We start from the raw sequence: 24,875 nt of genomic DNA, 5'->3' as shown, positions 1-24,875 counted from the left end.
CGCCCTTATCAGAGCACGCCGGCTTTCTTCCACCCCAGGTAACGTGTGACCAAGGCCGGTCCCAGTTCAGACGGTAAAGTGTCCAGTAGGGACAGGCCCTGGGCGCAGAGCCGGTCGTGCAGTTCGTTGCGGGTATTCAGGTAGTCGATGGTGCCGCTGTAGGCCAAGGCTTCGGGCAGGGTTTGTACGGGGGCTTGGCGCAGTTGATCAAGGGCTTCCTCGCGCAAACTGGCCACCAGCACCCTGTGATGGCGGCTGATGCGATTGACGGCCGTCAGCAGTGTTTCATCATCCTCATCCCGCAGGTTGGATATCACGATCACCAAAGCGCGCCGTTTCTGTCGAGCCAGCAGTTGGCTTGCTGCAGCCTGATAATCGGCAGCCCGGCGAGTGGTATCAAGGTCGTATACCGCGTTGAGCAACCGGTTCAACTGGCTACTGCCTTTGACCGGCGCCAGGTAGCGTGGCTGGTCACCGGCGAAGGTGCACAGCCCAACCGCATCCCCCTGGCGCAACGCGACGTAGCTGAGCAGCAGGCAGGCATTCAGGGCATGGTCAAAGTGGGACAGTTCGTCATCCTGGCTGCGCATGCGGCGGCCGCAATCGAGCATGAACACGATCTGTTGGTCACGCTCATCCTGGTACTCACGGGCGATGGGTGTGCGTTGCCGGGCCGTGGCTTTCCAGTCCATTTGCCGCAGGCTGTCACCCTCGCGAAACTCGCGTAACTGGTGAAACTCCAGTCCCAAGCCGCGGCGCTGCCGTTGGCGTACACCCAGTTGGCTCAGCCAGTTATCCACACCCTGCAGTTGGGCGCCGTAGAGACGGGCGAAGTCCGGATAGACGCGGGTGGTATCGCTCACGTCGATCAGTCGCCGTGCTGACCACAGGCCCATGGGGCTGGGCAGGAGAATTTCACAGCGGTTGAAACTGAAATGACCACGCCTCAAAGGGCGAAGGCGATAACCCAGCTCACTGCGTTCACCGGGGCGCAGGTCTATGGATTGGGGCATGTGCTCCACCGACAGCCCGTCAGGGACATGATCGAACACCTGCACGCTCAGTGTCTGCGGGAAGTCATGCTCGAGAACCAGGCGTATTTCCCCCCAGCGGCCCAGTGCCAGGCTTCCGGGCATTTGCCGTTGCACACGGGGCGAAGGGCGGCTACTCAGACGCATCGCATCCAGCAGCGCGAGCAGTAACAGCGCCAGTAGCAGGCCCCACGCGATGGAGTGCAAGGTGTCTGGCACCTTGAACTGCAACGCTGCCACAATCCCCAGCAGGATGTCCAAGCCCAGCAATACGCCAAGCCAGTTCAACAGCAGACGGGTCGGTTTCATGGGCGAGTCATTGCCGAGGCGCCGGGATCTGATCGAGCATTTGCTTGAGCACCTGGTCGACCTCCAGCCCGTCGATATCCAACTCTGGCGCGATGCGTACCCGATGGCGCAGCACTGCCAGCGCGCAACCCTTGATATCGTCCGGGGTGACGAACTCACCACCGCGCAACAGGGCACGGGCACGTGCGCCACGTACCAGGTCGATGGAAGCGCGTGGGCCAGCGCCGATGGCCAACCCTGGCCAGCTACGGGTGGCGCGCGCCAGCCGTACGGCATAGTCGAGCACTTGTTCGTCGAGTGCCAGTTCACTGGCTATCTGCTGAAGCCGCAGCACATCTTCGGCCAGCAGTACCGTACGCAAGGGTTGTACATCCAGCATGTCGGCGCGAGACGAGCGGGTGACTTCACGCACCATGTCCAGTTCTTGCTGCGCGTCGGGGTAATCCATGCGCACCTTGAGCATGAAGCGATCCAGCTCCGCTTCCGGCAGCGGGTAAGTACCTTCCTGTTCAATAGGGTTCTGGGTCGCCAGCACCATGAACGGTTGACCGATGGGCAACGCCTCGCCTTCGAGGGTGACTTGCCGCTCCTGCATGGCTTCGAGCAAGGCTGCCTGGGTCTTGGCCGGGGCACGGTTGATTTCGTCGGCCAGCAACAAATGGGTGAACACCGGCCCTTTGCGCAACTTGAACTGTTCAGTGTGCAGGTCATACACGGCGTGGCCGGTGACATCGCTCGGCATCAGGTCCGGGGTGAATTGAATACGCGCGAAATCCCCCTCAAAGCAACGTGCCAGGGCACGCACCAGCAGAGTTTTCCCCAGCCCCGGCACGCCTTCGAGCAGCACATGGCCGCCGGCGATCAGCGCGGTCAGGACATCGTCGATCACCGGATCCTGGCCAATCACCGCCTTGCGCAATTCCGTACGCAGGTCCTGGGCTTGCCTGCTGGCACGTTGCAAGGTTTCGCTGGTCAGGGCAGTGGCGCTTGGAAGTTCGCTCATAGGGCATTCCTGAGGGTTTGCAGGCACGCGACCTGCCGGCTGAAATCGGCACTGGAAAGCCGTTTCTGCGGGAGTGGGTCAAGGACCTGGCTGATGACATGAAGGGGTTGGCGCGTCAGGTGTTCAAGCACCCGGCACTGAGCTGCACTGTCGAGGTGTTCAAAACCGGGGTGACGGTGCCGGGCCGCGCGCAGGATATCGCGCTGCAAAGCATGCAGCAGCGTGCCCTGGCCGCTGCGGCGCAGCAGGAAGTCGGCGCTGGCTTTAAGGTGTTCCTGCAATTGGCGGCGAGCATTGGAGGTTGGAGATCGAGTCGGGCCTTGACGCATACCGGCCCGCCACAGTGCCAGGGCTATCAGCGAAATAAGTGCGATCAGGGCCTGGGGAAAATACCGCATCAGTAACGTGAACAGGTCGTCGAAGTCACTGTTGAACAACAGGGTCACGGCCGTGCCCTGATTCAGGTACCACAGTAGCCAGGCATTGTCGTGCTTGCCGATGTTCGGGGTTTTCCACAAGTCACTGTCGGTGATCACTGTGACGCTGCCTTCCCCGAGGTCGAGTTGCATCAGGTGGCTCGACCTTGAGCTGTTGGCGGAAAATTGGGCCTGGTGCCTAGGGTCGGTGAGATTGAAATCCGTGTCGAAACTGAAGTGCGCCGAGGCGGTTTCATTGTCGACGTAGAGTTTGGTGAGGTCCTGGCTTTTGTTTTTAAGGGGCTTTTTACTGGAAGGCGCAGGTTCCTCAGGTTCGTCACTCAAGGTTTGGTGGATATGCAAGCGATCGAGCAGCAGGTCGCCACTTTTGCCGGTTTCCTCATCCCACAACGCCTCGGCTACAAGCAACAGATGACCGCCGGATTTGGCCCAGCTCAGCAGTTGCTCTACCTGGCGGGGTGACATGTTGCTGCGCTCGCCGAGCAGCAACAGGCTGTTGCCCTTGCCCGGTAGGGTAGTCAGTCGCTCCAGGCTGTTGGCGTGCTCAACGGTCACGCCTTGTTGGCGTAGAAAGTGTTCGGCTGCCAAGTAGGGGTTGGCCAAGGCTTCTGGAGAAGGGCCACGATCCACCACCTCGTCGTAGGGAATTGCCTTGGTCCACGCATAGAAGGCACCGGCTCCAAACACGCATGCCAACAATAGCCCGACCCACAGTAACGGCCGGTTCATTGGTTGCTCCCCGGGTTGAACAGGGTGCGCCAATCACTGCACAGTTTTTGCTGGGCTGAGGGGGGAGGCAGGTGATGACCGTAGGCAAGGTTCTGCCAGTGTTGGGTCAACTCATCGCTGAAAGCCAGGAGCTGCGGTTGTTGCAACCGTTGAACCCGCTCCAGGACCTGGCCTTCGGTATCAGCGCTTTTCAGCGGCACATTGAAATCATGCAACAGCCGACTGAGCAGGCCTCGATACAGTAGGCCAAGGGCTTCCCTGGGATGGGTGGCCCACAAATGCTCGGCGGCACTGGCCACATCGTCGGGCAACGTCTGCGTGTCCAGTTCAAGGCCGAACAGTTGCTTGGGAACGGGGCCGCCAACCTTGATCGTGTGAGGCCTGCGCCGATTGACAAAGGTGCGCAACCACTCACGATAACGCCACGCCAGCAGGAACAGGGCGCCGATCAGAAGCCCCCACAACAGCACCTCCAAGCCCAGCGCGATCGACTTGAAAGTATTGCTGTTGAAATTATCCAACAGCGCCTTCAGCCAGTCCGGAAGCTTGCCGTCGCTGTGAGCTTTGCTTTTAACCGACGGATTTTCTTCGCCAAAGCGATAACGCGTGACGGTTTCCGGGTTCTTGAAGGGAGGCTTGTCCAGTAGGGACTGGACAGATTGGCTTGCGCTCTGAGTGCTCAGTGGTTTTGAGGGGCTGGACGCTTCTGCCATGACGGGCGCGCTGAATGGCAGCAGCGTCAGCCCGATCATCAGCAACAGCAGCGGCGCCACATTGCTCAGACGTTGACGGAGGCGGCGGAAGACCAACTCCAGATCCCAGGCCTCCAATACGGTGCGGCGGTTGAGGTAGAGGCTGAAACCGCAGGCTACATAGATGGGTTCCCAAAACACCAGGATCAAGGCGTAGAAGGCGTTGCCCAAATGTTCCAGCCATAACCCTTCCGAGCTTGTCGCCAGTACCAGGCGCTGCCAATCCCAATCCATCTCGACGTTTTGGGGAATGAATAGGTAGAAGAGCGCCATGCAACCGAACCACAAGCCGATCTCCAGGTGCACCCCAATGGTGGTCAACCAGCGTGCGGCCCCGGCATTACGTTGCTGCAGTACACCCAGTCGTTTTTGGCGTGCGGGCCCATCCAGGCCTTCGAGCTGGCTGACCGGCATCGCAAAGCTGCGGCTCAGACTGAACCGGCGCCAGGTCAGGCTGGCCAACAGTTGACCCTTGAGCAGGCGCGGCCACTGACGAACGGCCTGCTTGATGCTGGGTGTTTCGCCAAACAGGGCCTTGGACAAGATATACAGGGGGAGGCGATCAAAGGCCGGCTTGAGCCACCAGAACAGGAACATTGCGGTGGACGGGTACTTCCACAGCAGTGCCGTGAGCACGGCGAACACTGGCAGCGTCACCAACGCCCAACTGCCCATCAACAGCAGGCGATGCTCACGGGCCATCAATACGCCAAGATCCATCGCCTCCCAGGCAGTACGTGGGCGGATTGCCACGCTGGCATCACTGAGGCGCATGGCGAGTCCTTCCGGCAAGGCTCAAGTAAGCGACTACCAGCAGCCACAGCGCCGCGCCAACCAGGTACTTGACCCAGGGCGCTATCAGGGTGGTGGATGACCAGTACGCCTCAATGAAGGCTGCGATCAACAGGAAGAGCATGACGCCGCATAACATTTGCACGCTCTTGCGCGCCGCCAGCCGCAGTGATTCGCCGCGGGTCAACTGCCCGGGAGCGATCAGCGCCCAGCCCAGTTGCAAACCCGCGGCACCGGCGAGGGCGATGGCCGTCAGCTCGAAGGCCCCATGCCCGATCACGAATGACCAGAAGGTCTGCCCGTAGCCGATTTCGGTCAGATGCCCGGAGACCGCACCGATGACCAGGCCGTTGAAAATCAGGAAGAACACGCTGCCCAGCCCGAACAGTAATCCGGCAGCAAAGGTCTGGAACGCGATACCGATGTTGTGCATCACGTAGTAGCCGAACATCATCCAGTCTTCGCTCGAGGCACGCTCAGCGGTGCGGCCCAGGCGGCTGGCATCAGGGTCATACATGCCCTGCATCTCGGCAACCTGCTGGGGACTGACGATGCTGTAGATCAGGTCGGGAAACAGGTAGACCAGCAACGCGATACCCACCAGGCTGCCAAAGAACAGCAGGCTGGCTACCAGCACGAAACGCCACTGTTCCCGCACCAACCGAGGAAAATCGGCAAGTACGAAACTCAGCACATTTGCCGTCAATTGGCTGCGATGGCGGTAGAGTTGTTGATGGCCGCGCAAGGCCAGTTGTTGCAAGGGGTCTACTAAATAGCTGCTATAGCCGCGTTCCTGGGCCAGGGCCAGGTGCTGGCACAAGCGTCGGTACTGATGGGGGAAATCGGCCATGTCACTGGTTTTAACCTTGCCTTGTTCCAACTGTTGCAGGTGTTGGGCAAACGCCTGCCATTGAGGCTGGTGACGGCTTTCGAAAAGACTCTGCTTCATGTTGGCCCCAACAGGCCACGGGCCACGCCGTTGAGTTGTTCCACGGCGCGGGCCGTGGATACCTGCAACGGGGTGGCGAGAATTGAGGCCAACTCGTGAACGCGTTCGGTGGACAGTTCACCTTGGCGTTCCGCGAAGCCAAGGATGGCCCGTTGTTCACTCAGCTCCAGGGCGAAGGGCAGGCGTAGGGCGGCAGCTTGAGGAATCTTTGGACGTACCAGCGGTTGTTCCCGGTAGATCACCAGTGTACCGGCGGCCAGGTCGCCCAGGCGCTTGAAATGAGGATGCTGCAGGCAACTGATCGCGCCCAGGAAGTAACCGAAGGGCAGCATGTCGACAAACCGCAGCAGATTACGGATCAGTGACGCGGACCAGCCGACCGGGGTGCCGTCATCGTGGACTACCCGCAAACCCATGACTTGCTTGCCGGGCGAACAACCCTGGTTGAGCACCTCGAACAGCACCATGTACCACCAACTGATCAGGAACAGCAGCAGCGAACCCAGGCCGATGCCGACATTGCCAAGCAAGGCCAATGGCACCAGCAGAACGCCCATCACCACCCCGCGCAACCCCAGGTCGAAGGCAAAGGCCAGCGCACGTGGCATCAGGCCAGCGGGGCGCAGCGGCAGGTCGATGCCCTCCGGGGTTTCGATCTGGTAGCGGGTGTCCAATGGGGCTGACGGCATCGCGATCCTTGGCAGTGCAGAATGGCTGGGAGACACGGATGCTAGCAGTGTCGGCGATGGAAGCAACCATTCAAGGTTTTGCTGGATGTTTGTACAGTTGATTTGGTGCTGGTCGCGGACGCCGTCCAGCGCCTAGACTTTGTCGATCTTCAGTACAGGAATAGCCCGTGACCTCCATTTTCTGGTACGACTATGAAACCACCGGCATCAATCCGCGCAGTGATCGCCCGCTCCAGGTAGCGGGCATTCGAACGGACCACGAACTCAATGAGATCGGCGAGCCGGTCAATCTTTATTGCCAGCCCAGCGACGATATCCTGCCCCATCCCGTCGCTTGCGCCATTACCGGTATCACCCCAGCAATCCTCGCGGAAAAAGGCCTGGCCGAGGCCGATTTCATGACTCGGGTGCATGCCGAGCTGGCGGCTCCGGGTACGTGTGGCGCCGGGTACAACACCTTGCGCTTTGACGATGAAATGACGCGCTACAGCCTGTACCGCAACTTTTTCGACCCTTACGCACGTGAGTGGCAGGGCGGTAACAGTCGTTGGGATCTCATCGACGTGATCCGCACCGCCTACGCCCTGCGCCCGGAGGGTATTGCATGGCCGCAACAGGATGGGCGCGTCACGCTCAAGCTGGAGCGCCTGACCGAAGCCAACGGTATCGATCATGGCCAGGCGCACGATGCTCTGTCTGACGTGCGAGCCACGATTGCCCTGGCCCGATTGGTTCGTGAGAAACAGCCCAAGCTGTATAAATGGCTGTTTCAACTGCGCAGCAAGCAGGCGGTGATGGACCAGGTGCGATTGCTGCAGCCCATGGTGCATATCTCCGGGCGTTTTTCCGCCGAGCGTCATTACCTGGGCGTGGTATTGCCATTGGCGTGGCACCCGCGCAATCGCAATGCACTGATCGTCTGCGACCTTGGGCTCGATCCTCAAGGGTTGTTGGACCTGGATGCCGATACCTTGCGTCAGCGTCTCTATACCCGTCGTGACGATCTTGCCGAGGGCGAGTTGCCGGTGCCGCTTAAGTTGGTGCACATCAATCGCTGCCCTGTGGTTGCTCCCTTGAATGTGCTTCGGGCAGAAGATCGTGAGCGTCTGCACTTGGACATGGATCTTTTTCAGGCGCGCGCCCTGCGGCTAACTGACGCACAGGAACTTTGGCGCGATAAATTGGCGGCCATTTATGCCGAGGAAGATTTCGTGCCGAGTTCAGACCCGGAGCAACAGCTTTACGATGGCTTTATCGGAGATCGTGATCGGCGCTTATGTGAACAAGTCCGGATGGCCGAGCCTGCGCAATTAGCTCGCCAGCAATGGCCTTTTGATGATCATCGTTTACCTGAATTACTGTTTCGCTACCGAGCGCGTAACTTCCCCGATACCTTGAACAGTGAGGAGCAACAACGCTGGCAGCTTTTCTGTCAGCAACGTTTGTCGGACCCAGAGTGGGGGGCGCCAAATACCCTTGCAGCATTTAAGCAGGCTAAACAGGAATTTGCCGTTAGTGCGACGCCTTTTCAGGCGGAGGTGCTTGAGCAGTGGCAGGAATATGCCGACGCGCTGGCCCATAAGGTGAATCTGTAGTCGGCTCTCATACAATACACAGGCAATAAAAAACGCCAGCAAGCTGGCGTTTTTAATGTATCGCGTATCAGGCGCAGGCCTGGCGAGGCTTAGCCCAGCAGGGTAGCCCAGCCTTCAACCACGTCACCGCCCCACTTGGCTTTCCACTCTTTCAGGGTTTTGTGGTTGCCACCTTTGGTTTCAATCACTTCGCCGTTGTGTGGGTTTTTGTACTGTTTGACTTTGCGAGCACGCTTGGTGCCGGTAGTTTTCACAGCGCCACGCGGTGCTTTAACTTTCGATTCTGGATCCAGCAGCGCGATGATGTCACGCAGGGATTTGGAGTACTCACCCATCAGGGCGCGCAGTTTGCCTTCGAATTCCAGCTCGGTTTGCAGTTTGTCGTCTTGGGACAGGTTCTTCAAACGGGCTTGCAGCTCTTTGATAGCTTCTTCGGTGGCACGGTATTCGTTGATCAGAGACATGTGGACTACCTTATGTAGAGCGCTGATTGACAGGGAGAGTGGCCCAATAATAGTCAGGCAGTTTGCCCAAGTAAACATTTAAGCTCGCATTTATGTGAATTACTTTGAATGTTTGTAGCGTTGCTATGCATTCGAGTTAATTACTAGGGCGTAGGCCTTAAGATAATCTCGTTGAAATACGGGGAACAGCCGTAGGTTGAGGGAGTAGATTCATATAAAGGTGGTAAAACCATAGGCTATTAAGGGGCAAGCCGTCGGCCAGCGATCAGAATAAGCGTCAACGAATACTGCAGTTTTCCTGCGCAATCGCTAGAATGGCGGCCTTTGCGAAGTTCTGGAGTTTCCCCCTAATGCGCACTTTTCGGCTGGTGATTGCTTGCCCGGACCGGGTTGGCATCGTTGCCAAGGTCAGTAACTTTCTGGCCTCCCACAACGGTTGGATCACCGAGGCGAGTCATCACTCGGACAATCTCAGCGGTTGGTTCTTCATGCGTCACGAGATTCGTGCCGATTCGCTGCCTTTTGGTCTTGATGCCTTCCGCGACGCGTTTGCGCCCATCGCCGAAGAGTTTTCGATGACCTGGCATATCACCGACACCGAGCAGAAAAAACGCGTGGTGTTGATGGCCAGCCGTGAATCCCACTGCCTGGCCGACTTGCTGCATCGCTGGCACAGCGATGAGCTGGACTGCGAGATCGCGTGTGTGATTTCCAACCATGATGACCTGCGCAGCATGGTCGAGTGGCATGGCATCCCGTACTACCACGTGCCGGTCAATCCGCAGGACAAAGAGCCGGCGTTCGCCGAGGTCTCGCGTCTGGTCAAGCAACACGAAGCCGACGTGGTGGTGCTGGCGCGCTACATGCAGATCCTGCCACCGGAACTCTGCCGCGAATACGCTGGCAAGGTGATCAACATTCACCACAGCTTCCTGCCGTCGTTCGTCGGCGCCAAGCCGTACCACCAGGCGTCGCTGCGGGGTGTGAAGTTGATCGGCGCTACTTGCCACTACGTCACCGAAGAACTGGACGCCGGCCCGATCATCGAGCAGGACGTGGTGCGTGTCAGCCACAGCGACAGCATTGAAGACATGGTGCGTTTCGGCCGTGACGTCGAGAAGATGGTGCTGGCCCGTGGCCTGCGTTACCACTTGGAAGACCGCGTGCTGGTGCATGGCAACAAGACGGTCGTGTTCTGATCGACCTGTTGTGATTGAAGAATGAAGGGCCTGGGCGTTAAATCGATCCAGGCCCTTTTTCTTTGTACGCTGCCGAGGATTGAATCATGAGTGATCCGCTGGACAAAGCTACTTCAACAGCCCCCGCCACATTAGGGGAGGGCTGTTTGAGTCGATACGACCCGGATGACCTGAGCAGCGAGGACGGCACCGAGTTTCCCGGCGCCGCCGAACTGTGGGAGCAGGAGCAGGCCAGGTCCGAGATCAAGGACGCCTGATCAGATCCGGAAACTGCCAACCAATTGTTTCAACCGTGCAGCCTGTTGTTCCAGGTCGGCACAAGCACGCAACGTGGATTGCAGGTTTTCCACACCTTCCTGGTTGAGGGTGTTGATCTCGGTAATGTCCATGTTGATCGACTCCACTACCGAGGTCTGTTCCTCTGTGGCGGTGGCGACGGACTGGTTCATGCCATCAATTTCGCCGATGCGTTGGGTCACGCTGTTCAGGCGTTCGCCGGCCAGGTTGGCGATATCGACACTTTCAAGACTGTGGCGCTGGCTTTCACCCATGGTGCTGACCGAGTCTCGCGCGCCGACTTGCAGTTCTTCAATCATCTTCTGCACCTGTTGCGCCGATTCCTGAGTGCGATGCGCCAGGTTGCGCACTTCATCCGCGACCACCGCAAACCCACGCCCGGCTTCCCCAGCACGCGCCGCTTCGATGGCAGCGTTCAATGCCAGCAGGTTGGTTTGCTGGGAAATACTGGTGATCACTTCAAGGATCTGCCCGATATTCACGGTCTTGCTATTGAGCGCTTCGATGTTGCTGCTGGAGGCGCTGATCATCGACGACAACTGGTTCATCGCCTTGATGTTGCGTTCCACCACTTGCTGGCCATCCTCAGCCAGATGCCGTGCATCGCTGGCCTGATGGGAGGCCTGCGCTGCATTGCGCGCGATTTCCTGGGTCGCAGCGCCCAGTTCATTGATGGCGGCGGCGACGCTGTTGGTGCGATTGGCCTGCTCATCGGAATTGACCATCGACGAGTTGGAGGCGCTGACCACCCGCAGTGCCACTTCATTTACCTGTTCGGTGGCCGAAGACACTTCGCGGATCGACGTATGAATACGCTCCACGAAGCGGTTGAAGGCGTTACCCAGCGTGCCGAATTCATCGTGGTTCTGGATGGTCAGGCGGCGGGTCAGGTCGCCCTCGCCATCGGCGATGTCCTGCATGGCGCGGGTCATCACGTGCAGTGGTTGCAACAGGATACGGATCAGCATGCCGAGCAGGGCGATGATGATCACCACCGCAATGAGCGTGGCGATGACCGCTGAGGTGCGGAATTCGCTGAGCATGGCGAAGGATTTGTCTTTATCGACTGAAATGCCGAGGTACCAGTTTACCGAGGGCAGGCCCTTGATCGGAGTGAAGGTCACGATGTTGTCTTTGCCGTTGGCCTCGACTTCGCTGAAGTCTGCGCTGATCTTCGGCGTATTTTTCGGATACACGTCGGCCAGGGTCTTCATCACCAGGTTTTTGTCCGGGTGTACCAGTACCTTGCCGTCGGCGCTGACCAGGAACGCATAGCCCATACCGCCGAAATTAAGCGCGCCGATGTTATCCACCAGGGTTTGCAGGCTCAGGTCACCGCCGACCACGCCGATGCTTTGGGTGCCTTGGTTGCTGGGAGTGGCAACGGAAATGATCAACTTGCCGGTGGCCGCATCGATATAGGGCTCGGTCAGGGTTGAACCGTTGCTGCTCTGGGCGCCCTTGTACCAAGGGCGGACACGCGGGTCGAAACCGTCCGGCATCTTGGTGTCGGGGCGGATGGTGAAAGCGCCTTTGCTGTCACCGACGTAGGTCGCCATGAAGGAGGACGTCAGGGTTTTCTGTTCCAGCAGGCTGGCAACAACCGAAGGCTCGGGGTTGATGGCGATGTTTTGCGCGGCGTTTTCCACCAGGGCAATGCGCCCGGTAAGCCAAGTTTGAATGTTGCTGGCGGTAACATCGCCCATTTCATGCAGGTAGTTGTTGAGATCGTCGCGTATCGCGTTGCGTTGCAGGTAGTCGTTGTAGAGGGTAAACAGCGCGAATGCGGCAATGACGATAAGGGAGGCTGCAAGCAGGATTTTGTGGCTGAAGCGCAGATTTTTATTCATGGCTTGTAGGGTCCGCTAAGGTCTTAATATCCGAAGCGCGTCCTTATGGGAGGCGCAAATGGCAGCGTCAAAAAAGGTGTGATACTTCTTGTGATGGTTCCGGTGGTCCCTGTGGGAACTATCTGACCTATTTTTAGACTTTGTGGGTCTCACACTTCTTTGTATCGACCTGGCCGCACTAAAGATTAACCATGGGTGACGAAATGCCTGACTCCACGCAACTGCTAATCGGCGCCGGCCTCGACGGCCAGCCCATCGCCCAGGCCATGCGCCTGGCCAACCGTCACGGGTTGATCGCCGGTGCCACCGGCACGGGCAAGACTGTCACGCTGCAACGCCTGGCCGAAGCCTTCAGTGATGCCGGCGTGGCGGTGTTTGCGGCGGATATCAAGGGTGACTTGTGCGGCCTGGGCGCTGCGGCGAACCCGCAGGGCAAGGTGGCCGAGCGCATCGCCGGCATGCCGTTCCTCAATTACACGGCCAAGGCTTATCCGGTCACGCTGTGGGATATCCACGGGCAATCCGGTCATCCGTTGCGCACTACGATCAGCGAAATGGGCCCATTGCTGCTCGGTAGCCTGTTGGAACTCACCGACAGCCAGCAATCGGCGCTTTACGCGGCGTTCAAGGTCGCAGACCGCGAAGGCTTGTTGTTGCTGGACCTCAAGGACCTCAAGGCGCTCCTCAATCATCTGCGCTACCACCCCGAACTGTTGGGCGAAGACGCGGCGCTGATGACCACCGGTTCCAGCCAGGCGTTGTTGCGACGCCTGGCGGTGCTGGAGCAGCAGGGCGCCGAAGCTTTGTTCGGCGAGCCGGCCCTGCAGTTGGAAGATATCCTGCAGCCCACCAGTGACGGGCTTGGTCGCATCCATCTACTGGACGCGAGCCGTCTGGTTCACGAAGCGCCGAAGGTGTACGCGACCTTCCTGCTGTGGCTGCTGGCGGAGCTGTTCGAGCAACTGCCCGAGCGCGGTGATGCCGACAAGCCGTTACTCGCACTGTTCTTTGATGAGGCGCACTTGCTGTTCGCCGACACGCCCAAGGCGTTGCAGGAGCGACTGGAGCAAGTGGTGCGGCTGATCCGTTCAAAAGGCGTTGGCGTGTATTTTGTCACCCAGTCGCCAGGCGACCTGCCGGACAGCGTGCTGGCGCAACTCGGCCTGCGCATCCAGCATGGCCTGCGGGCGTTCACGACGAAAGAGCAGAAATCCCTACGCGCCGTAGCCGACGGTTTTCGGCCGAACCCGGCCTTTGATGCCCTTTCGGTATTGACCGAGTTGGGCACGGGCGAGGCGTTGGTGGGCACGCTGCAGGAAAAAGGCACGCCGGAAGTCGTCCAGCGTGTATTGGTTGCACCGCCGCAGTCGCGGATCGGGCCGCTCAGCGAAGCCGAACGCGCTGCATTGGTGGCCAGTTCACCGTTGCAGGGTCGGTATGACAAGCCGATTGATCGGGACTCCGCTTATGAAGTGCTGATGGCACGCAAAGAGCTTGGGCCAACCGAAGAGGCCAAGCCGGCCGCCGAGGAGCCTAGCTTCACCGACAGGGCCGGGGCGTTTCTCGGCACAACCGCAGGTAAGGCGCTGAAGTCCGCAATGCAGCAAGCCGCCAATCAGATGGGGCGACAATTGGTCCGTGGTTTGTTGGGGTCGTTGTTGGGCGGCAGCAAACGCAAGTAGCGATTCAGGGCTTGGCTTTGGCGTGGGCCGCCAGCCGTTCAAGCGCCGCGCGCAAGCCTGGGTTGCTGATCCCGTCGGCCGTTGCCTGAATGGCTTCGGCCGCATGGGTCGACAAATCATGAATGTGTTCCGCCACGCCAGGTTGGGTGGTGGGCGGTTGCACCTTGAACTGGATGCGCGTCAAGCCAGCGAATTCATCAAAGGCCATCAATTGGCGCTGCAGGCGTTTTTGCTGATAGCGCAAGCGTGTCGCCCAGTGGCCATCTGTGACAATCAGCAGCAGGTTGCCTTCACGCCAGGACGCCACGCGGCAATGTTCGCGTGCGGCCGGTTGCAACTGGGTTTCGAGCAGTCGTTGCAGGCGGCCCAGGCGTTGCGCATGGCCAAAGATGGCTTTCAGCGGCTTGGCATCGCGAAGCAACACGGCGGGAGCGCGGGCTGATAAGGGGCGAAACGCCATTATTGGACACCTTAAGTAACAGAGGCGCCATCTTAGCAGAACGCGCCTGAACGCCCCCAGCCAATGCATTCGTAGGGTTTTGTTCGTGAAATCAATTGGTAACTTCTTCGCTCCATGGGTTGAAGTTCCGGCAAAAGCCCTTATTTTAAACAAGCCCTCTCACAGCACCATGCCAGCATCGGGGAACAACGCCACTTTCCTCACCCACGAATCCGGGTAGAATGCGCGTTCGCATGCGGCCGTGAGGGCTGCTCGGGCCACTCACGGTGCGCCCTCCATCCCTATGTGTGGAAGAACCTGCCGATATGTTTGCGCCTTTGTTAAAGAAACTTTTTGGAAGCAAGAATGAGCGCGAAGTCAAACGCATGCTCAAGACGGTGCAGCTGGTCAATGCCTTCGAAGAGCAGATGGTTGCCCTTTCGGACGAGCAATTGCGCGCCAAGACCCAAGAGTTCAAGGCCCGCATAGCTAAAGGTGAAACCCTCGACAAGCTGCTGCCCGAAGCCTTTGCGGTCGCCCGTGAAGCCGGTAAGCGTGTCATGGGCATGCGCCACTTCGACGTCCAGTTGATCGGCGGCATGACCTTGCATGAAGGCATGATTGCCGAAATGCGTACCGGTGAAGGCAAGACCCTGGTGGCAACCCTGGGCGTTTACCTCAACGCACTGTCCGGCAAGGGCGTGCACGTTGTGACGGTGAACGACTACCTGGCCCGCCGGGACGCCAACTGGATGCGCCCGCTGTATGAATTCCTCGGCCTGACCGTCGGCGTGGTTACGCCGTTCCAGCCGCCGGAAGAGAAGCGCGCTGCCTACGCTTGCGACATTACCTACGGCACCAACAACGAATTCGGTTTCGACTACCTGCGCGACAACATGGCGTTCAGCATGGATGAAAAATTCCAGCGCGAACTCAACTTTGCCGTGATCGACGAAGTCGACTCCATCCTCATCGACGAAGCCCGTACCCCGCTGATCATCTCCGGCCAGGCCGAAGACAGCTCGCGCCTGTACACCGAAATCAACAAGTTGATTCCGCGCCTGGAGCAGCACATCGAGGAAGTGGAAGGCGTGGTGACCAAAGAAGGTCACTTCAGCATCGACGAGAAGACCCGCCAGGTCGAACTCAACGAAGCCGGTCACCAGTTCGTCGAAGAAATGCTGACCCAGATCGGCGAGCTGGCCGAGGGTGAAAGCCTGTACTCGGCACACAACCTGGGCCTGTTGACCCACGTGTATGCCGGCCTGCGCGCCCACAAGCTGTTCCATCGCAACGTCGAATACATCGTGCAGGACGGCCAGGTCGTGCTGGTTGACGAACACACCGGCCGTACCATGCCGGGTCGTCGTTTGTCCGAAGGCCTGCACCAGGCCATCGAAGCCAAGGAAATGCTCAACATCCAGGCAGAAAGCCAGACGTTGGCGTCCACTACCTTCCAGAACTACTTCCGTCTGTACAACAAACTGTCCGGCATGACCGGTACGGCCGACACCGAAGCGTTCGAGTTCCACCAGATCTACAACCTGGCCGTGATGGTCATTCCGCCGAACAAACCGTTGGCGCGTAAAGACTTCAACGACCTGGTGTTCCTGACGGCCGAAGAGAAATACGCGGCCATCATCAACGACATCAAGGACGGCATGGCCCAGGGTCGCCCGATCCTGGTGGGTACCGCCACCATCGAGACTTCCGAGCACGTATCGAACCTGCTCAACAAGGAAGGCATCGAGCACAAGGTCCTCAACGCCAAGTTCCACGAAAAAGAAGCCGAGATCATTGCCCAGGCCGGTCGCCCAGGCGCACTGACCATCGCCACCAACATGGCCGGTCGTGGTACCGACATCCTGTTGGGCGGTAACTGGGAAGTTGAAGTCGCGGCACTGGAAAACCCGAGCCCTGAGCAGATCGCCCAGATCAAGGCTGACTGGCAGAAACGCCACCAGGCCGTGCTGGAATCCGGTGGCCTGCAGGTGATCGCTTCCGAGCGTCACGAATCGCGCCGTATCGACAACCAACTGCGTGGTCGTGCCGGTCGCCAGGGTGACGCCGGTTCCAGCCGCTTCTACCTGTCCCTGGAAGACAGCCTGATGCGCATCTTCGCTTCGGACCGCGTGAAGAACTTCATGAAGGCCTTAGGGATGCAGTCCGGTGAAGCGATTGAACACCGCATGGTGACCAACGCCATCGAGAAGGCCCAGCGCAAGGTCGAGGGCCGCAACTTCGATATCCGTAAGCAACTGCTCGAGTTCGATGACGTCAACAACGAACAGCGTAAAGTGATCTATCACATGCGTAACACGTTGCTGGCCGCCGACAACATTGGCGAGACCATCGCTGATTTCCGTCAGGACGTGCTCAACGCTACCGTCAGCGCACACATCCCGCCACAGTCCCTGCCGGAGCAGTGGGATGTTGCCGGCCTGGAAGCCGCGTTGAAGAGCGACTTCGGTGTGGACCTGCCGGTTCAGCAGTGGCTGGACGAAGACGATCACCTGTACGAAGAAACGCTGCGCGAGAAGCTGATGACCGAGCTGCTGGCGGCGTACAACGAGAAAGAAGAGCAGGCGAGTGCCGAAGCACTGCGCACCTTCGAGAAGCAAATCGTACTGCGCGTACTGGACGACCTGTGGAAAGACCACCTGTCGACCATGGACCACCTGCGTCACGGTATCCACCTGCGTGGCTACGCCCAGAAGAACCCGAAGCAAGAGTACAAGCGCGAGTCGTTCACGCTGTTCTCCGAACTGCTGGATTCGATCAAGCGCGATTCGATCCGCGTGCTGTCCCACGTTCAGGTGCGTCGCGAAGACCCGATCGAGGAAGAAGCCCGCCTGCGTCAGGAAGCCGAGGCTCTGGCTGCGCGCATGCAGTTCCAGCATGACGAAGCACCGGGCCTGGAAGCGCCTGAGGTATTGGGCGAAGAGGTCGACGTGGCCCTGGCTCAAACCCCGGTTCGCAATGACCAGAAGCTGGGCCGCAACGAGCTGTGCTACTGCGGTTCGGGCAAGAAGTTCAAACACTGCCACGGCCAGATCGAATAAGATTTTTGCCTGACGCTGCAACACCCCGCGCCGCGACCGGCCTCTGCCGTCGCGGCGTTTTGCCATTAATTTCGCCGTCGCTTACGACGGCACAGACATCATCTGATTTTTAAGGAGCGCATTCATGGCTGTTGGTCTTGGTCCTTTGCCCACATTGCACCCGGTTGCCGGTTTTGAACTCGGTATCGCTTCGGCCGGCATCAAGCGCCCTGGGCGCAAGGATGTGGTGGTGATGCGCTGTGCCGAAGGCTCGACCGTCGCCGGTGTGTTCACCCTCAACGCGTTCTGCGCCGCACCGGTGATCCTGGCCAAGCAGCGCGTTGCCGGCACGATCCGTTACCTGCTGACCAACACCGGCAATGCCAACGCAGGTACCGGCGAGCCAGGCCTGGTGGCGGCTGCACGCACTTGCGCCAAGCTGGCCCAGCTGACCGGCGTGGACGCCAGCCAAGTGCTGCCGTATTCCACCGGCGTGATCGGTGAGCCATTGCCGGTAGAAAAAATCGAAGGCGCGCTGCAAGCTGCGCTGGACGACCTGTCTGTGGATAACTGGGCCGCGGCAGCAACCGGCATCATGACCACCGACACCCTGCCCAAAGGCGCGAGCCGCCAGTTCGTGCACGATGGCGTAACCGTCACCGTGACCGGTATCAGCAAGGGCGCGGGCATGATCCGCCCGAACATGGCTACCATGCTCGGATACATTGCCACCGACGCCAAAGTTTCCCGCGACGTGCTGCACAGCCTGATCCTCGACGGCGCCAACAAGTCGTTCAACCGCATCACCATCGATGGCGACACCTCGACCAACGACTGCTGCATGCTGATCGCCACCGGCCAGGCCAACCTGCCGGAAATCACCGAGGCCAGCGGCCCGTTGTTCGCGGCGTTGAAGCAGGCGGTGTTCGAAGTGTGCATGGACGTGGCCCAGGCCATCGTGCGTGACGGCGAGGGCGCCACCAAGTTTGTTACTGTTGAAGTGAATGGCGGCGGTAATCATCAGGAATGCCTGGACGTTGGCTACACCGTGGCGCATTCGCCGCTGATCAAGACGGCGCTGTTCGCCTCTGACCCGAACTGGGGCCGTATCCTGGCCGCTGTGGGCCGTGCCGGCGTGCCGGACCTGGACGTGAGCAAGATCGACGTGTTCCTCGGCGACGTGTGCATCGCCAGCCGTGGCGCCCGTGCCGAGACCTACACCGAAGCCCAGGGCTCGGCGGTGATGCAACAGGAAGAAATCACCATCCGCATCGAGTTGGGTCGCGGCGCGTGCAGCGAAACCATCTGGACCACCGACCTGTCCCACGAGTACGTGAAGATCAACGCGGAATACCGTACCTAAGAGGATAAGCGCGGTGAAACGAGTGCATGTAGCAGCCGCGGTGATCCGCGGTGTCGATGGCAGGATCCTGTTGGCGCGCCGCGCCGATACCCAGCATCAGGGCGGCCTCTGGGAATTTCCCGGCGGCAAGGTGGAGGCCGATGAATCGGTCGCCAGCGCGCTGTCCCGCGAATTGCAGGAAGAGCTGGGTATACAGGTCACCACCGCGCGGCCGCTGATCAAGGTGCAGCACGACTATCCGGACAAACAGGTGTTGCTGGATGTCTGGGAAGTGTCGGCGTTTACCGGCGAGCCTCATGGTGTTGAAGGGCAACCGTTGGAATGGGTCGCTCCTCGGGACCTGATCAACTACGAGTTCCCGGCAGCCAATGCGCCGATTGTGGCGGCGGCGCGTTTGCCGGCTGAATACCTGATCACCCCAGGCGAACTGGAAACCCCGACGTTACTGCGGGGTATTCAGAAAGCCATTGCTGGCGGTATCAAGTTGGTGCAACTGCGTGCGCCCAACGGCTACGACCCCAAATACCGTGACCTCGCGGTGGATGCGGTGGGGCTGTGCGCGGGTAAGGCACAACTGATGCTCAAGGGGCCGTTCGAGTGGCTGGGGGATTTTCCTTCGGCCGGTTGGCACATGACCTCGGCACAACTGCGTAAATACGCGAGCAAAGGTCGACCGCTTCCTAAAGATCGTTGGTTGGCGGCGTCTTGCCACAATGCCGAGGAGCTGGCGCTGGCGGAAATGATGGACGTGGATTTCGTCACGCTGTCGCCGGTACAGCCGACCCGGACTCACCCCGATGCCCAGCCATTGGGATGGGAGCAGGCGGCAGAGTTGATCCGTGGGTTCAGCAAACCGGTGTTTCTGTTGGGCGGGGTGGGGCCTGCCGAGCGAGAGCAGGCTTGGGAAGTGGGGGCCCAAGGTGTGGCGGGTATTCGCGCGTTCTGGCCTCAGGTTTGATGCGGACACTGTGGTGAGCGGGGCAAGCCCGCTCACTACAGGTTTGGCGTTTTCATTGGGTTAGTGTGGCTTAGCGGCCGCTTGCCATAACACCTCAGCCACACCCTGGCGCTTGGCAATCACCCGCGCCGCCACAAACAGCAAATCCGACAACCGATTGATGTACGCCAACCCCACCCCTTCCAACGGTTCCACCGCATTCAATTGCTGACACCGCCGCTCCGCACTGCGCGCCAGGCTGCGGCACACATGGGCTTGGGCGATCAATGCCGAGCCACCGGGCAGGATGAAGTTCTCCAGCGGCCCCACTTCCTCATTCCAGCGGTCAATCGCGGCTTCCAGCCGATCCACTTCCGCAGCGTTCAAGGCTTTGTACACCGGCATTGCCAGTTCACCGCCCAGGTCGAACAAACGATGCTGGCAAGGCGTTAGCACCTCGATCACATCCTTCAGTTCCGGATGCTTGCCACTCTGTTCTTCCAGGCTGGCCAGCAACAAACCCAGCTGGCTGTTCAGCGTATCCACCTCACCAATCGCTTCCACCCGTGGGTGGTCCTTGGGCACGCGGCGGCCATCGCCCAGGCCGGTTTCGCCCTTGTCGCCGGTGCGGGTGTAGATCTTCGACAGGCGAAAGCCCATGGTCAGTGCTCCAGTTGGTTCAGTTCGTAAGGGGGCAGTTGGCTACCGGCCAACGGCAGGCGCAGGGTGAAGCAGGTGCCTTGGCCCAGGGTGGAATGCACTTCCATCTGGCCCTTGTGGTTGTTGGTGATGATGAAATACGACACCGACAGCCCGAGCCCTGTGCCCTGGCCGATTTCCTTGGTGGTGAAGAACGGCTCGAAGGTGCGTTTGCGCACGTTCTCGCTCATGCCGATGCCGTTGTCTTCCACTTGGATCTCCGCCCACGGCGGGTTGAGGCGCGTGCGCAGGATGATGCGCCCCGGCTCGCTGTCGTCTTCACGCAAATGGATGGCCTGGGCGGCGTTTTTCAGCAGATTGAGCAGCACCTGTTCCAGCTCGTTGGCGGTGCCGGGCACCGGGCCCGAGTTGAGGGTCGAACTGGCGGATGATGGCCTGGCCCTTGAAGTCGAAGCCGATGGCCAGGTCGAAGTCATTGCCAGCGATTTCCACAGCCTGGTCGATCAGCGCCGGCAAATCGCAGGGGGCCATCTGCCGGTTGCTGCGACGGCTGAAACTGAGCATGTGGGTGACGATCTTTGCCGCCCGCGCCCCAGCCTGTTGGATGCCATCGAGCAGTTGCGGCACTTCGCGGCTTTGCAGGTAGCGGTTGACTGTTTCCAGCTCGATGCCTGCCTGCTCCGCATGCTCCAGGTTCTTGGGCAACTCGGGGGACAGGCGGCGGCGGATGTTCTGCACGTTGTGCAGGATCGCCCCCAGCGGGTTGTTGATCTCATGGGCCATGCCGGCGGCCAAGCCACCCACGGAGAGCATCTTCTCCGACTGCACCATCATTTCTTCCAGGGACAAGCGCTGGGTGATGTCATCGATCCGGATCACCACGCCACGCCCGGCCCCGCCCATCAGCGGGTAGAAGGTCAGCGCGTAGTGCTTGGCTTCGTCGTCCTTGAACCAAGTGACACGCTCGATGCGCTCCACGGTGTGTTGCTCCACCGCCGCCCGGATCTGCGGCAGGTAAGGTTTGAGCGGCTGGAACGCCAGGTAGATCGGCTGGTTCAGGGCTTCGTCCAGGCGTGTGCCGGAGAGGGCGCTGGCCTCCTGGTTCCATTGGGTGACGTAGAGCTGTTCATCCAGGGCGATCAGTGCCGAGGGCATGGAGTCGATGATGCTGTTCAGGTAATTCTGGAAGCCGGTGAGTTTCTTCTCGATCTTGCTGCGAACCTGCACTTCCAGTTCCAGTTTGCGGTTGGTGTGGCGAGTTTCTTCCGCCAGACCCTGAGCCTGGTCATACGCCGCCTGAGAGTCGTCCCGCGCACGCTTGAGCTGTTGCTCACGGGCTTCGATGCGCGACAGCATGGTGTTGAAGGCCTCGGCCAGGCTGCCAATTTCGTCGTGGTTACCCCGGCCGGCGCGCAGGGCGTAGTTCTCCTCGCGGGTGACCTGGCGGGAGAGTTCTTCCAGTTCGTGAATCGGCCGAGTGATCAGGCGTTTGATCTGACGGGCGATGATCAGCCACAACAACACGCTGAAAATCAGGATGCCCAGGCTGGCCGTCAACGTGCCGGTATAGAACGCCACTGGCAGCTCGCTACTGGCCACCAGCAGCAGATGCCCGGACGGCTGGCCGGCGCGGGGCAGGGTGATGACCTGGTTGCTGCGAAACTCGGTCACGCGCCAGGCTTCGATATGCCGATAGTTGTCCGGCAGGTGCAAGCGGTCGCCGTGTTGCATCTGCGCCAGGCGGTTGCCTTCGCCGTCGTACAGGGCGGCGGCGCGCAAGGGCGAATAGCTGGTCAGTTCGTTGAGCAGCGCGTCAGCCTTGGCCGGCGATTCGAGGGCTTCGGCGGCGAGTGCGGGGTTGGACACCAGGCGGCCGATGGCCTGCAAGGCCTGGGGTGCCATGCTTTCCTGGGAAATCCAGTAGGCGGCGCTGATAAAGGTCAGGTTGGCCACCAGTAACACGGTGGTCAACAGCACCAGCAGGGCGGCGAGCAGTTTCTGCCCGACCGGTAGGTTTTCAAGACGCTGGCGCAGCGGCATCAGGGTTTTCCCAGGTGATAGACGGGCGGGCAGGGTAGCGCGTGCCTCAGTCGCGGGGCAATCCGCGTGCAAGCAAGCGCTCCACCAGGCGTACTTGCAACTGTTGCAGGTGCGGCAGGTTCAACTGGTGACGAGAACCCGCCTGGCAAGCATAGCCCAATAGATAGCTGATTTCGGTGCGACGGCCGGCGGTCACGTCCTGATACATGGACGAGTAGTTGGCGGCAGTGGCCTGGATCACCCGTTCCACTTCGTGTTGCAGGTCCTGGGCGGCAGCCGGTTGGCCGCAACACTCCAGCAGTTCGCCGAGTTCGGCGCACAGGGTTGCGACTTCACAGTGATGGGCTTGCAGTTCTCCGTTACGGCACTGGTACAGCACGGTCAGCGGGTTGATGGCGCAATTGAGCGCCAGCTTGCGCCACAGCCGTGTGAGGATGTCGGTGCTCCAATCGTGGGGGATGCCGGCCGCTTGCAAGTCATCCAGCCAAAGCGGCGGGGTGGGGTGGCTTGCGTCTCCCAGCCAGGTGTAGCCATGGCCGGCGAACACCACACGCCAATCGCCGTCGCGGAATGCGCCTTCGGTGCTGGAGGCAAAGATGCAGCGTGCCTGGGGCAGTTGCGCGGCCACCGCGTCCTGGCTGCCGAGGCCGTTCTGCAGCAGGATCAGTTCTGCGTCCGGTGCCAGCCGGTGTTGCAGCTGTGCGACGGCACTCTGTGCGTCGTAGGCTTTGCACGCCACGAGTAGGCGATGAATCGGCTCGGGACTGTCGGGCGTTTCGCCAATTACCGGGTATGTGTGTTCCATGCCCTGTTCTACCAGCGTAAGCCCTTTGGCTGCCTGATAGCTGGCCAGGCGCGCAGCATCGCGCAGGATCAACCGCACGGGCACGCCAGCGCGCGCCAGCCGCGTGGCCCAGAGTGTGCCCAGGCTACCGGCGCCGAGAATATGCCAGGTGGTCGACATCAGTTTGTGCTCCAAAGGGTCGCCCGCAGCGAACAGGACAAAAGAACCGCTATAATGCCCCGGCATTTTAGCTTGGGCGCGCTCCATCTCTACTGAGCCCGCCCCTTATATTGGAGAAATGACATGCCTTCGTTCGACGTGGTATCCGAACTGGACAAACACGAAGTCACCAACGCCGTCGAGAACGCCGTCAAGGAACTGGACCGTCGCTATGACTTGAAAGGCAAGGGCAGCTTCGAATTCAAGGAAAAAGAGCTGACCGTCAACCTGACCGCTGAAGCCGATTTCCAGCTGGAAGCGATGATCGAGATCCTCAAGCTGTCGCTGGTCAAGCGCAAGATCGACGCGCAATGCCTTGAGATCAAGGACGCCTACGCCTCCGGCAAGTTGATGAAGCAAGAAGCCGTCCTCAAGGAAGGCATCGACAAGGAGCTGGCGAAGAAGATCGTTGCTCACATCAAGGACGCCAAGCTGAAAGTCCAGGCCGCGATCCAGGGTGAGCAGGTTCGCGTCACTGGCAAAAAGCGTGACGACCTGCAAGAGGCCATCGCGGCCCTGCGCGCCAAGACCTTCGACATGCCGCTGCAGTTCAATAACTTCCGCGACTGATGGCACTTTGGGGAACCTGTGGGCGTTTTTGACGTCCCACGCCCCAGAACCTGCGCCGACGATTGAGCCCTACGGGGCTCAATTGCATTTATGGCCAAACATCCGGTAAACAGGAGAATGTAGATGGATTTGAATGCTGAAGTGGATCACCTGATCAAGACCTCAGAGTCGTGGATCCCGATGATCATGGAATACGGCAGCCGTTTTTTGCTGGCGGTGCTCACCCTGGCCATCGGTTGGTGGCTGATCAACGTGTTGACCCACCGAGTGGGGCGTTTGTTGGCATTGCGCAATGCCGACTTGGCGCTGCAACACTTCATCACCAGCCTGGCGAACATTGCGCTCAAGGTCATGCTGGTGGTCAACGTGGCCTCGATGATCGGCGTCGCCACCACTTCGTTCGTGGCCGCGATCGGTGCCGCTACCCTGGCCATTGGCCTGGCATTGCAAGGCAGCCTGGCGAACTTCGCTGGCGGCGTGCTGATTCTGTTGTTCCGTCCGTTCCGCATTGGTGACTGGATCGAAGCCCAGGGCACTTCCGGCACCGTCGACAGCATCCAGATCTTCCACACCGTGCTGCGTACCGGTGACAACAAGACCGTGATCATCCCCAACGGCAGCTTGTCCAACGGCCTCATCACCAACACCAACCGTCAGCCGACCCGCAAGGTGGTGTTTGACGTGGGTGTCGACTATGAAGCTGACCTGCAGAAAGCCCGTGAAGTGTTGCTGGAACTGGCCAAAGACCCGCGTGTACTGGCAGACCCGGCGGCTGTTGCAGTGGTGTCGACCTTGGGTGACAGTTCGATCACTGTTTCCCTGCGTTGCTGGACCAAGACTGCGGATTATTGGGACGTAGTGTTCATGTTGAACGAACTTGCACGGGATCGTTTGAAAGCGGCGGGGATTGATATTCCGTTTCCACAGCGGGTTATTCGCGTGATGCAGGAAACAGCTGCCAAGTAATGGCAATTAACTGCCTTGAACTTGGCCGTTAGGTCAGGTTCAAGCCGCCGGTGATAATGTCGTTAGTTAGCTTGCTAG

Annotated in this window: 19 protein-coding genes and 2 pseudogenes; 8 read left to right on the top strand and 13 right to left on the bottom strand. The window is 59.8% G+C overall.

What is annotated here, in order from left to right:
- Positions 1-8: 8 nt before the first annotated feature.
- From AYR47_RS00645 to AYR47_RS00620, 6 genes are read right to left on the bottom strand one after another with little or no spacing between them, the layout of a single operon-like run.
- Positions 9-1,340 carry a DUF58 domain-containing protein gene (locus tag AYR47_RS00645; RefSeq protein ID WP_061433921.1) on the bottom strand — a complete coding sequence of 444 codons (1,332 nt, stop codon included), beginning with the start codon at positions 1,338-1,340 and terminating at the stop codon, positions 9-11.
- Positions 1,341-1,347: 7 nt separating this feature from the next.
- The gene (locus tag AYR47_RS00640; RefSeq protein ID WP_061433919.1) at positions 1,348-2,343 is read right to left on the bottom strand and encodes an AAA family ATPase; all 996 of its coding nucleotides are present in this window, start codon (positions 2,341-2,343) and stop codon (positions 1,348-1,350) included.
- On the bottom strand, positions 2,340-3,509 hold the full coding sequence (locus AYR47_RS00635; protein ID WP_033898519.1) for a DUF4350 domain-containing protein: 1,170 nt from the start codon (positions 3,507-3,509) through the stop codon (positions 2,340-2,342). Before AYR47_RS00635 ends, AYR47_RS00640 begins: the two co-directional genes overlap by 4 nt.
- The gene (locus AYR47_RS00630; RefSeq protein WP_061433918.1) at positions 3,506-5,035 is read right to left on the bottom strand and encodes a DUF4129 domain-containing protein; all 1,530 of its coding nucleotides are present in this window, start codon (positions 5,033-5,035) and stop codon (positions 3,506-3,508) included. The genes AYR47_RS00635 and AYR47_RS00630 overlap by 4 nt, the downstream gene beginning before the upstream one ends.
- Positions 5,022-6,002 (bottom strand): stage II sporulation protein M, encoded by a 981-nt coding sequence (locus AYR47_RS00625; protein ID WP_033898515.1) that lies wholly within the window; start codon positions 6,000-6,002, stop codon positions 5,022-5,024. The genes AYR47_RS00630 and AYR47_RS00625 overlap by 14 nt, the downstream gene beginning before the upstream one ends.
- Positions 5,999-6,691 (bottom strand): RDD family protein, encoded by a 693-nt coding sequence (locus tag AYR47_RS00620; RefSeq protein WP_033898513.1) that lies wholly within the window; start codon positions 6,689-6,691, stop codon positions 5,999-6,001. The genes AYR47_RS00625 and AYR47_RS00620 overlap by 4 nt, the downstream gene beginning before the upstream one ends.
- 167 nt (positions 6,692-6,858) lie before the next feature.
- On the opposite strand from AYR47_RS00620, the gene sbcB reads away from it, so the two are divergent.
- A complete protein-coding gene (gene sbcB / locus AYR47_RS00615) occupies positions 6,859-8,286 on the top strand; it encodes an exodeoxyribonuclease I (RefSeq protein WP_033898512.1) in 1,428 nt (475 codons plus the stop codon).
- Positions 8,287-8,375: 89 nt separating this feature from the next.
- On the opposite strand, the gene mvaT is transcribed toward sbcB, so the two are convergent.
- On the bottom strand, positions 8,376-8,750 hold the full coding sequence (gene mvaT / locus AYR47_RS00610; RefSeq protein ID WP_016970296.1) for a histone-like nucleoid-structuring protein MvaT: 375 nt from the start codon (positions 8,748-8,750) through the stop codon (positions 8,376-8,378).
- A gap of 350 nt (positions 8,751-9,100) precedes the next feature.
- Between mvaT and purU the strand changes: the two genes are divergently transcribed.
- Positions 9,101-9,949, top strand: a complete 849-nt coding sequence (gene purU, locus AYR47_RS00605) for a formyltetrahydrofolate deformylase (RefSeq protein WP_010208067.1) — start codon at positions 9,101-9,103, stop codon at positions 9,947-9,949.
- A 257-nt stretch (positions 9,950-10,206) separates the two neighbouring features.
- On the opposite strand, the gene AYR47_RS33270 is transcribed toward purU, so the two are convergent.
- Complete coding sequence (locus tag AYR47_RS33270; RefSeq protein ID WP_420492085.1) at positions 10,207-10,971, bottom strand: methyl-accepting chemotaxis protein; 765 nt, start codon at positions 10,969-10,971, stop codon at positions 10,207-10,209.
- A gap of 141 nt (positions 10,972-11,112) precedes the next feature.
- Positions 11,113-11,952: pseudogene (locus tag AYR47_RS33265) on the bottom strand (HAMP domain-containing protein); the annotation flags it as partial.
- Between the two features lie 347 nt (positions 11,953-12,299).
- Between AYR47_RS33265 and AYR47_RS00595 the strand changes: the two are divergent.
- A complete protein-coding gene (locus AYR47_RS00595; RefSeq protein ID WP_033898647.1) occupies positions 12,300-13,778 on the top strand; it encodes a helicase HerA-like domain-containing protein in 1,479 nt (492 codons plus the stop codon).
- 4 nt (positions 13,779-13,782) lie between these two features.
- On the opposite strand, the gene AYR47_RS00590 is transcribed toward AYR47_RS00595, so the two are convergent.
- A complete protein-coding gene (locus AYR47_RS00590; RefSeq protein ID WP_033898507.1) occupies positions 13,783-14,238 on the bottom strand; it encodes a DUF721 domain-containing protein in 456 nt (151 codons plus the stop codon).
- Positions 14,239-14,543: 305 nt separating this feature from the next.
- Here AYR47_RS00590 and secA point away from each other — a divergent pair, with 305 nt between their 5' ends.
- The 3 genes from secA to AYR47_RS00575 all read left to right on the top strand — a co-directional run bounded on the left by secA (position 14,544) and on the right by AYR47_RS00575 (position 19,579).
- Entirely contained in the window at positions 14,544-17,279 is a 2,736-nt protein-coding gene (gene secA / locus AYR47_RS00585; protein ID WP_033898506.1) for a preprotein translocase subunit SecA, read from the top strand.
- A 124-nt stretch (positions 17,280-17,403) separates the two neighbouring features.
- Complete coding sequence (gene argJ / locus AYR47_RS00580) at positions 17,404-18,621, top strand: bifunctional glutamate N-acetyltransferase/amino-acid acetyltransferase ArgJ (RefSeq protein ID WP_028617753.1); 1,218 nt, start codon at positions 17,404-17,406, stop codon at positions 18,619-18,621.
- A gap of 13 nt (positions 18,622-18,634) precedes the next feature.
- The gene (locus tag AYR47_RS00575; protein ID WP_061433916.1) at positions 18,635-19,579 is read left to right on the top strand and encodes a Nudix family hydrolase; all 945 of its coding nucleotides are present in this window, start codon (positions 18,635-18,637) and stop codon (positions 19,577-19,579) included.
- Positions 19,580-19,639: 60 nt separating this feature from the next.
- Here AYR47_RS00575 and AYR47_RS00570 read toward each other — a convergent pair whose 3' ends face one another.
- From AYR47_RS00570 to AYR47_RS00560, 3 genes and pseudogenes are all read right to left on the bottom strand, one after another.
- A complete protein-coding gene (locus tag AYR47_RS00570; RefSeq protein WP_033898503.1) occupies positions 19,640-20,218 on the bottom strand; it encodes a cob(I)yrinic acid a,c-diamide adenosyltransferase in 579 nt (192 codons plus the stop codon).
- Positions 20,219-20,220: 2 nt separating this feature from the next.
- Positions 20,221-22,258: pseudogene (locus tag AYR47_RS00565) on the bottom strand (ATP-binding protein).
- 46 nt (positions 22,259-22,304) lie between these two features.
- The gene (locus tag AYR47_RS00560) at positions 22,305-23,222 is read right to left on the bottom strand and encodes a putative 2-dehydropantoate 2-reductase (protein WP_033898646.1); all 918 of its coding nucleotides are present in this window, start codon (positions 23,220-23,222) and stop codon (positions 22,305-22,307) included.
- Positions 23,223-23,345: 123 nt separating this feature from the next.
- Here AYR47_RS00560 and AYR47_RS00555 point away from each other — a divergent pair, with 123 nt between their 5' ends.
- Both AYR47_RS00555 and AYR47_RS00550 read left to right on the top strand, forming a co-directional pair.
- Positions 23,346-23,831 carry a YajQ family cyclic di-GMP-binding protein gene (locus tag AYR47_RS00555; RefSeq protein ID WP_003175814.1) on the top strand — a complete coding sequence of 162 codons (486 nt, stop codon included), beginning with the start codon at positions 23,346-23,348 and terminating at the stop codon, positions 23,829-23,831.
- A gap of 123 nt (positions 23,832-23,954) precedes the next feature.
- Entirely contained in the window at positions 23,955-24,797 is an 843-nt protein-coding gene (locus AYR47_RS00550; protein ID WP_016975459.1) for a mechanosensitive ion channel family protein, read from the top strand.
- The last annotated feature ends 78 nt before the right edge of the window (positions 24,798-24,875 follow it).

Origin of the sequence: Pseudomonas azotoformans (assembly GCF_001579805.1) — a bacterium.
GTDB classification, from domain to species: domain Bacteria; phylum Pseudomonadota; class Gammaproteobacteria; order Pseudomonadales; family Pseudomonadaceae; genus Aquipseudomonas; species Aquipseudomonas azotoformans_A.
This window is presented reverse-complemented; position numbering and strand designations above follow the sequence as displayed.

Excerpts from the sequence above, each read along its gene's own strand:
- AYR47_RS00645 (WP_061433921.1), bottom strand. The coding sequence starts at position 1,340 with ATGAAACCGACCCGTCTGCTGTTGAACTGGCTTGGCGTATTGCTGGGC.
- AYR47_RS00640 (WP_061433919.1), bottom strand. The coding sequence starts at position 2,343 with ATGAGCGAACTTCCAAGCGCCACTGCCCTGACCAGCGAAACCTTGCAA.
- AYR47_RS00635 (WP_033898519.1), bottom strand. The coding sequence starts at position 3,509 with ATGAACCGGCCGTTACTGTGGGTCGGGCTATTGTTGGCATGCGTGTTT.
- AYR47_RS00630 (WP_061433918.1), bottom strand. The coding sequence starts at position 5,035 with ATGCGCCTCAGTGATGCCAGCGTGGCAATCCGCCCACGTACTGCCTGG.
- AYR47_RS00625 (WP_033898515.1), bottom strand. The coding sequence starts at position 6,002 with ATGAAGCAGAGTCTTTTCGAAAGCCGTCACCAGCCTCAATGGCAGGCG.
- AYR47_RS00620 (WP_033898513.1), bottom strand. The coding sequence starts at position 6,691 with ATGCCGTCAGCCCCATTGGACACCCGCTACCAGATCGAAACCCCGGAG.
- mvaT (WP_016970296.1), bottom strand. The coding sequence starts at position 8,750 with ATGTCTCTGATCAACGAATACCGTGCCACCGAAGAAGCTATCAAAGAG.
- purU (WP_010208067.1), top strand. The coding sequence starts at position 9,101 with ATGCGCACTTTTCGGCTGGTGATTGCTTGCCCGGACCGGGTTGGCATC.
- AYR47_RS33270 (WP_420492085.1), bottom strand. The coding sequence starts at position 10,971 with ATGGTCAATTCCGATGAGCAGGCCAATCGCACCAACAGCGTCGCCGCC.
- AYR47_RS00595 (WP_033898647.1), top strand. The coding sequence starts at position 12,300 with ATGCCTGACTCCACGCAACTGCTAATCGGCGCCGGCCTCGACGGCCAG.
- AYR47_RS00590 (WP_033898507.1), bottom strand. The coding sequence starts at position 14,238 with ATGGCGTTTCGCCCCTTATCAGCCCGCGCTCCCGCCGTGTTGCTTCGC.
- secA (WP_033898506.1), top strand. The coding sequence starts at position 14,544 with ATGTTTGCGCCTTTGTTAAAGAAACTTTTTGGAAGCAAGAATGAGCGC.
- argJ (WP_028617753.1), top strand. The coding sequence starts at position 17,404 with ATGGCTGTTGGTCTTGGTCCTTTGCCCACATTGCACCCGGTTGCCGGT.
- AYR47_RS00570 (WP_033898503.1), bottom strand. The coding sequence starts at position 20,218 with ATGGGCTTTCGCCTGTCGAAGATCTACACCCGCACCGGCGACAAGGGC.
- AYR47_RS00560 (WP_033898646.1), bottom strand. The coding sequence starts at position 23,222 with ATGTCGACCACCTGGCATATTCTCGGCGCCGGTAGCCTGGGCACACTC.
- AYR47_RS00555 (WP_003175814.1), top strand. The coding sequence starts at position 23,346 with ATGCCTTCGTTCGACGTGGTATCCGAACTGGACAAACACGAAGTCACC.
- AYR47_RS00550 (WP_016975459.1), top strand. The coding sequence starts at position 23,955 with ATGGATTTGAATGCTGAAGTGGATCACCTGATCAAGACCTCAGAGTCG.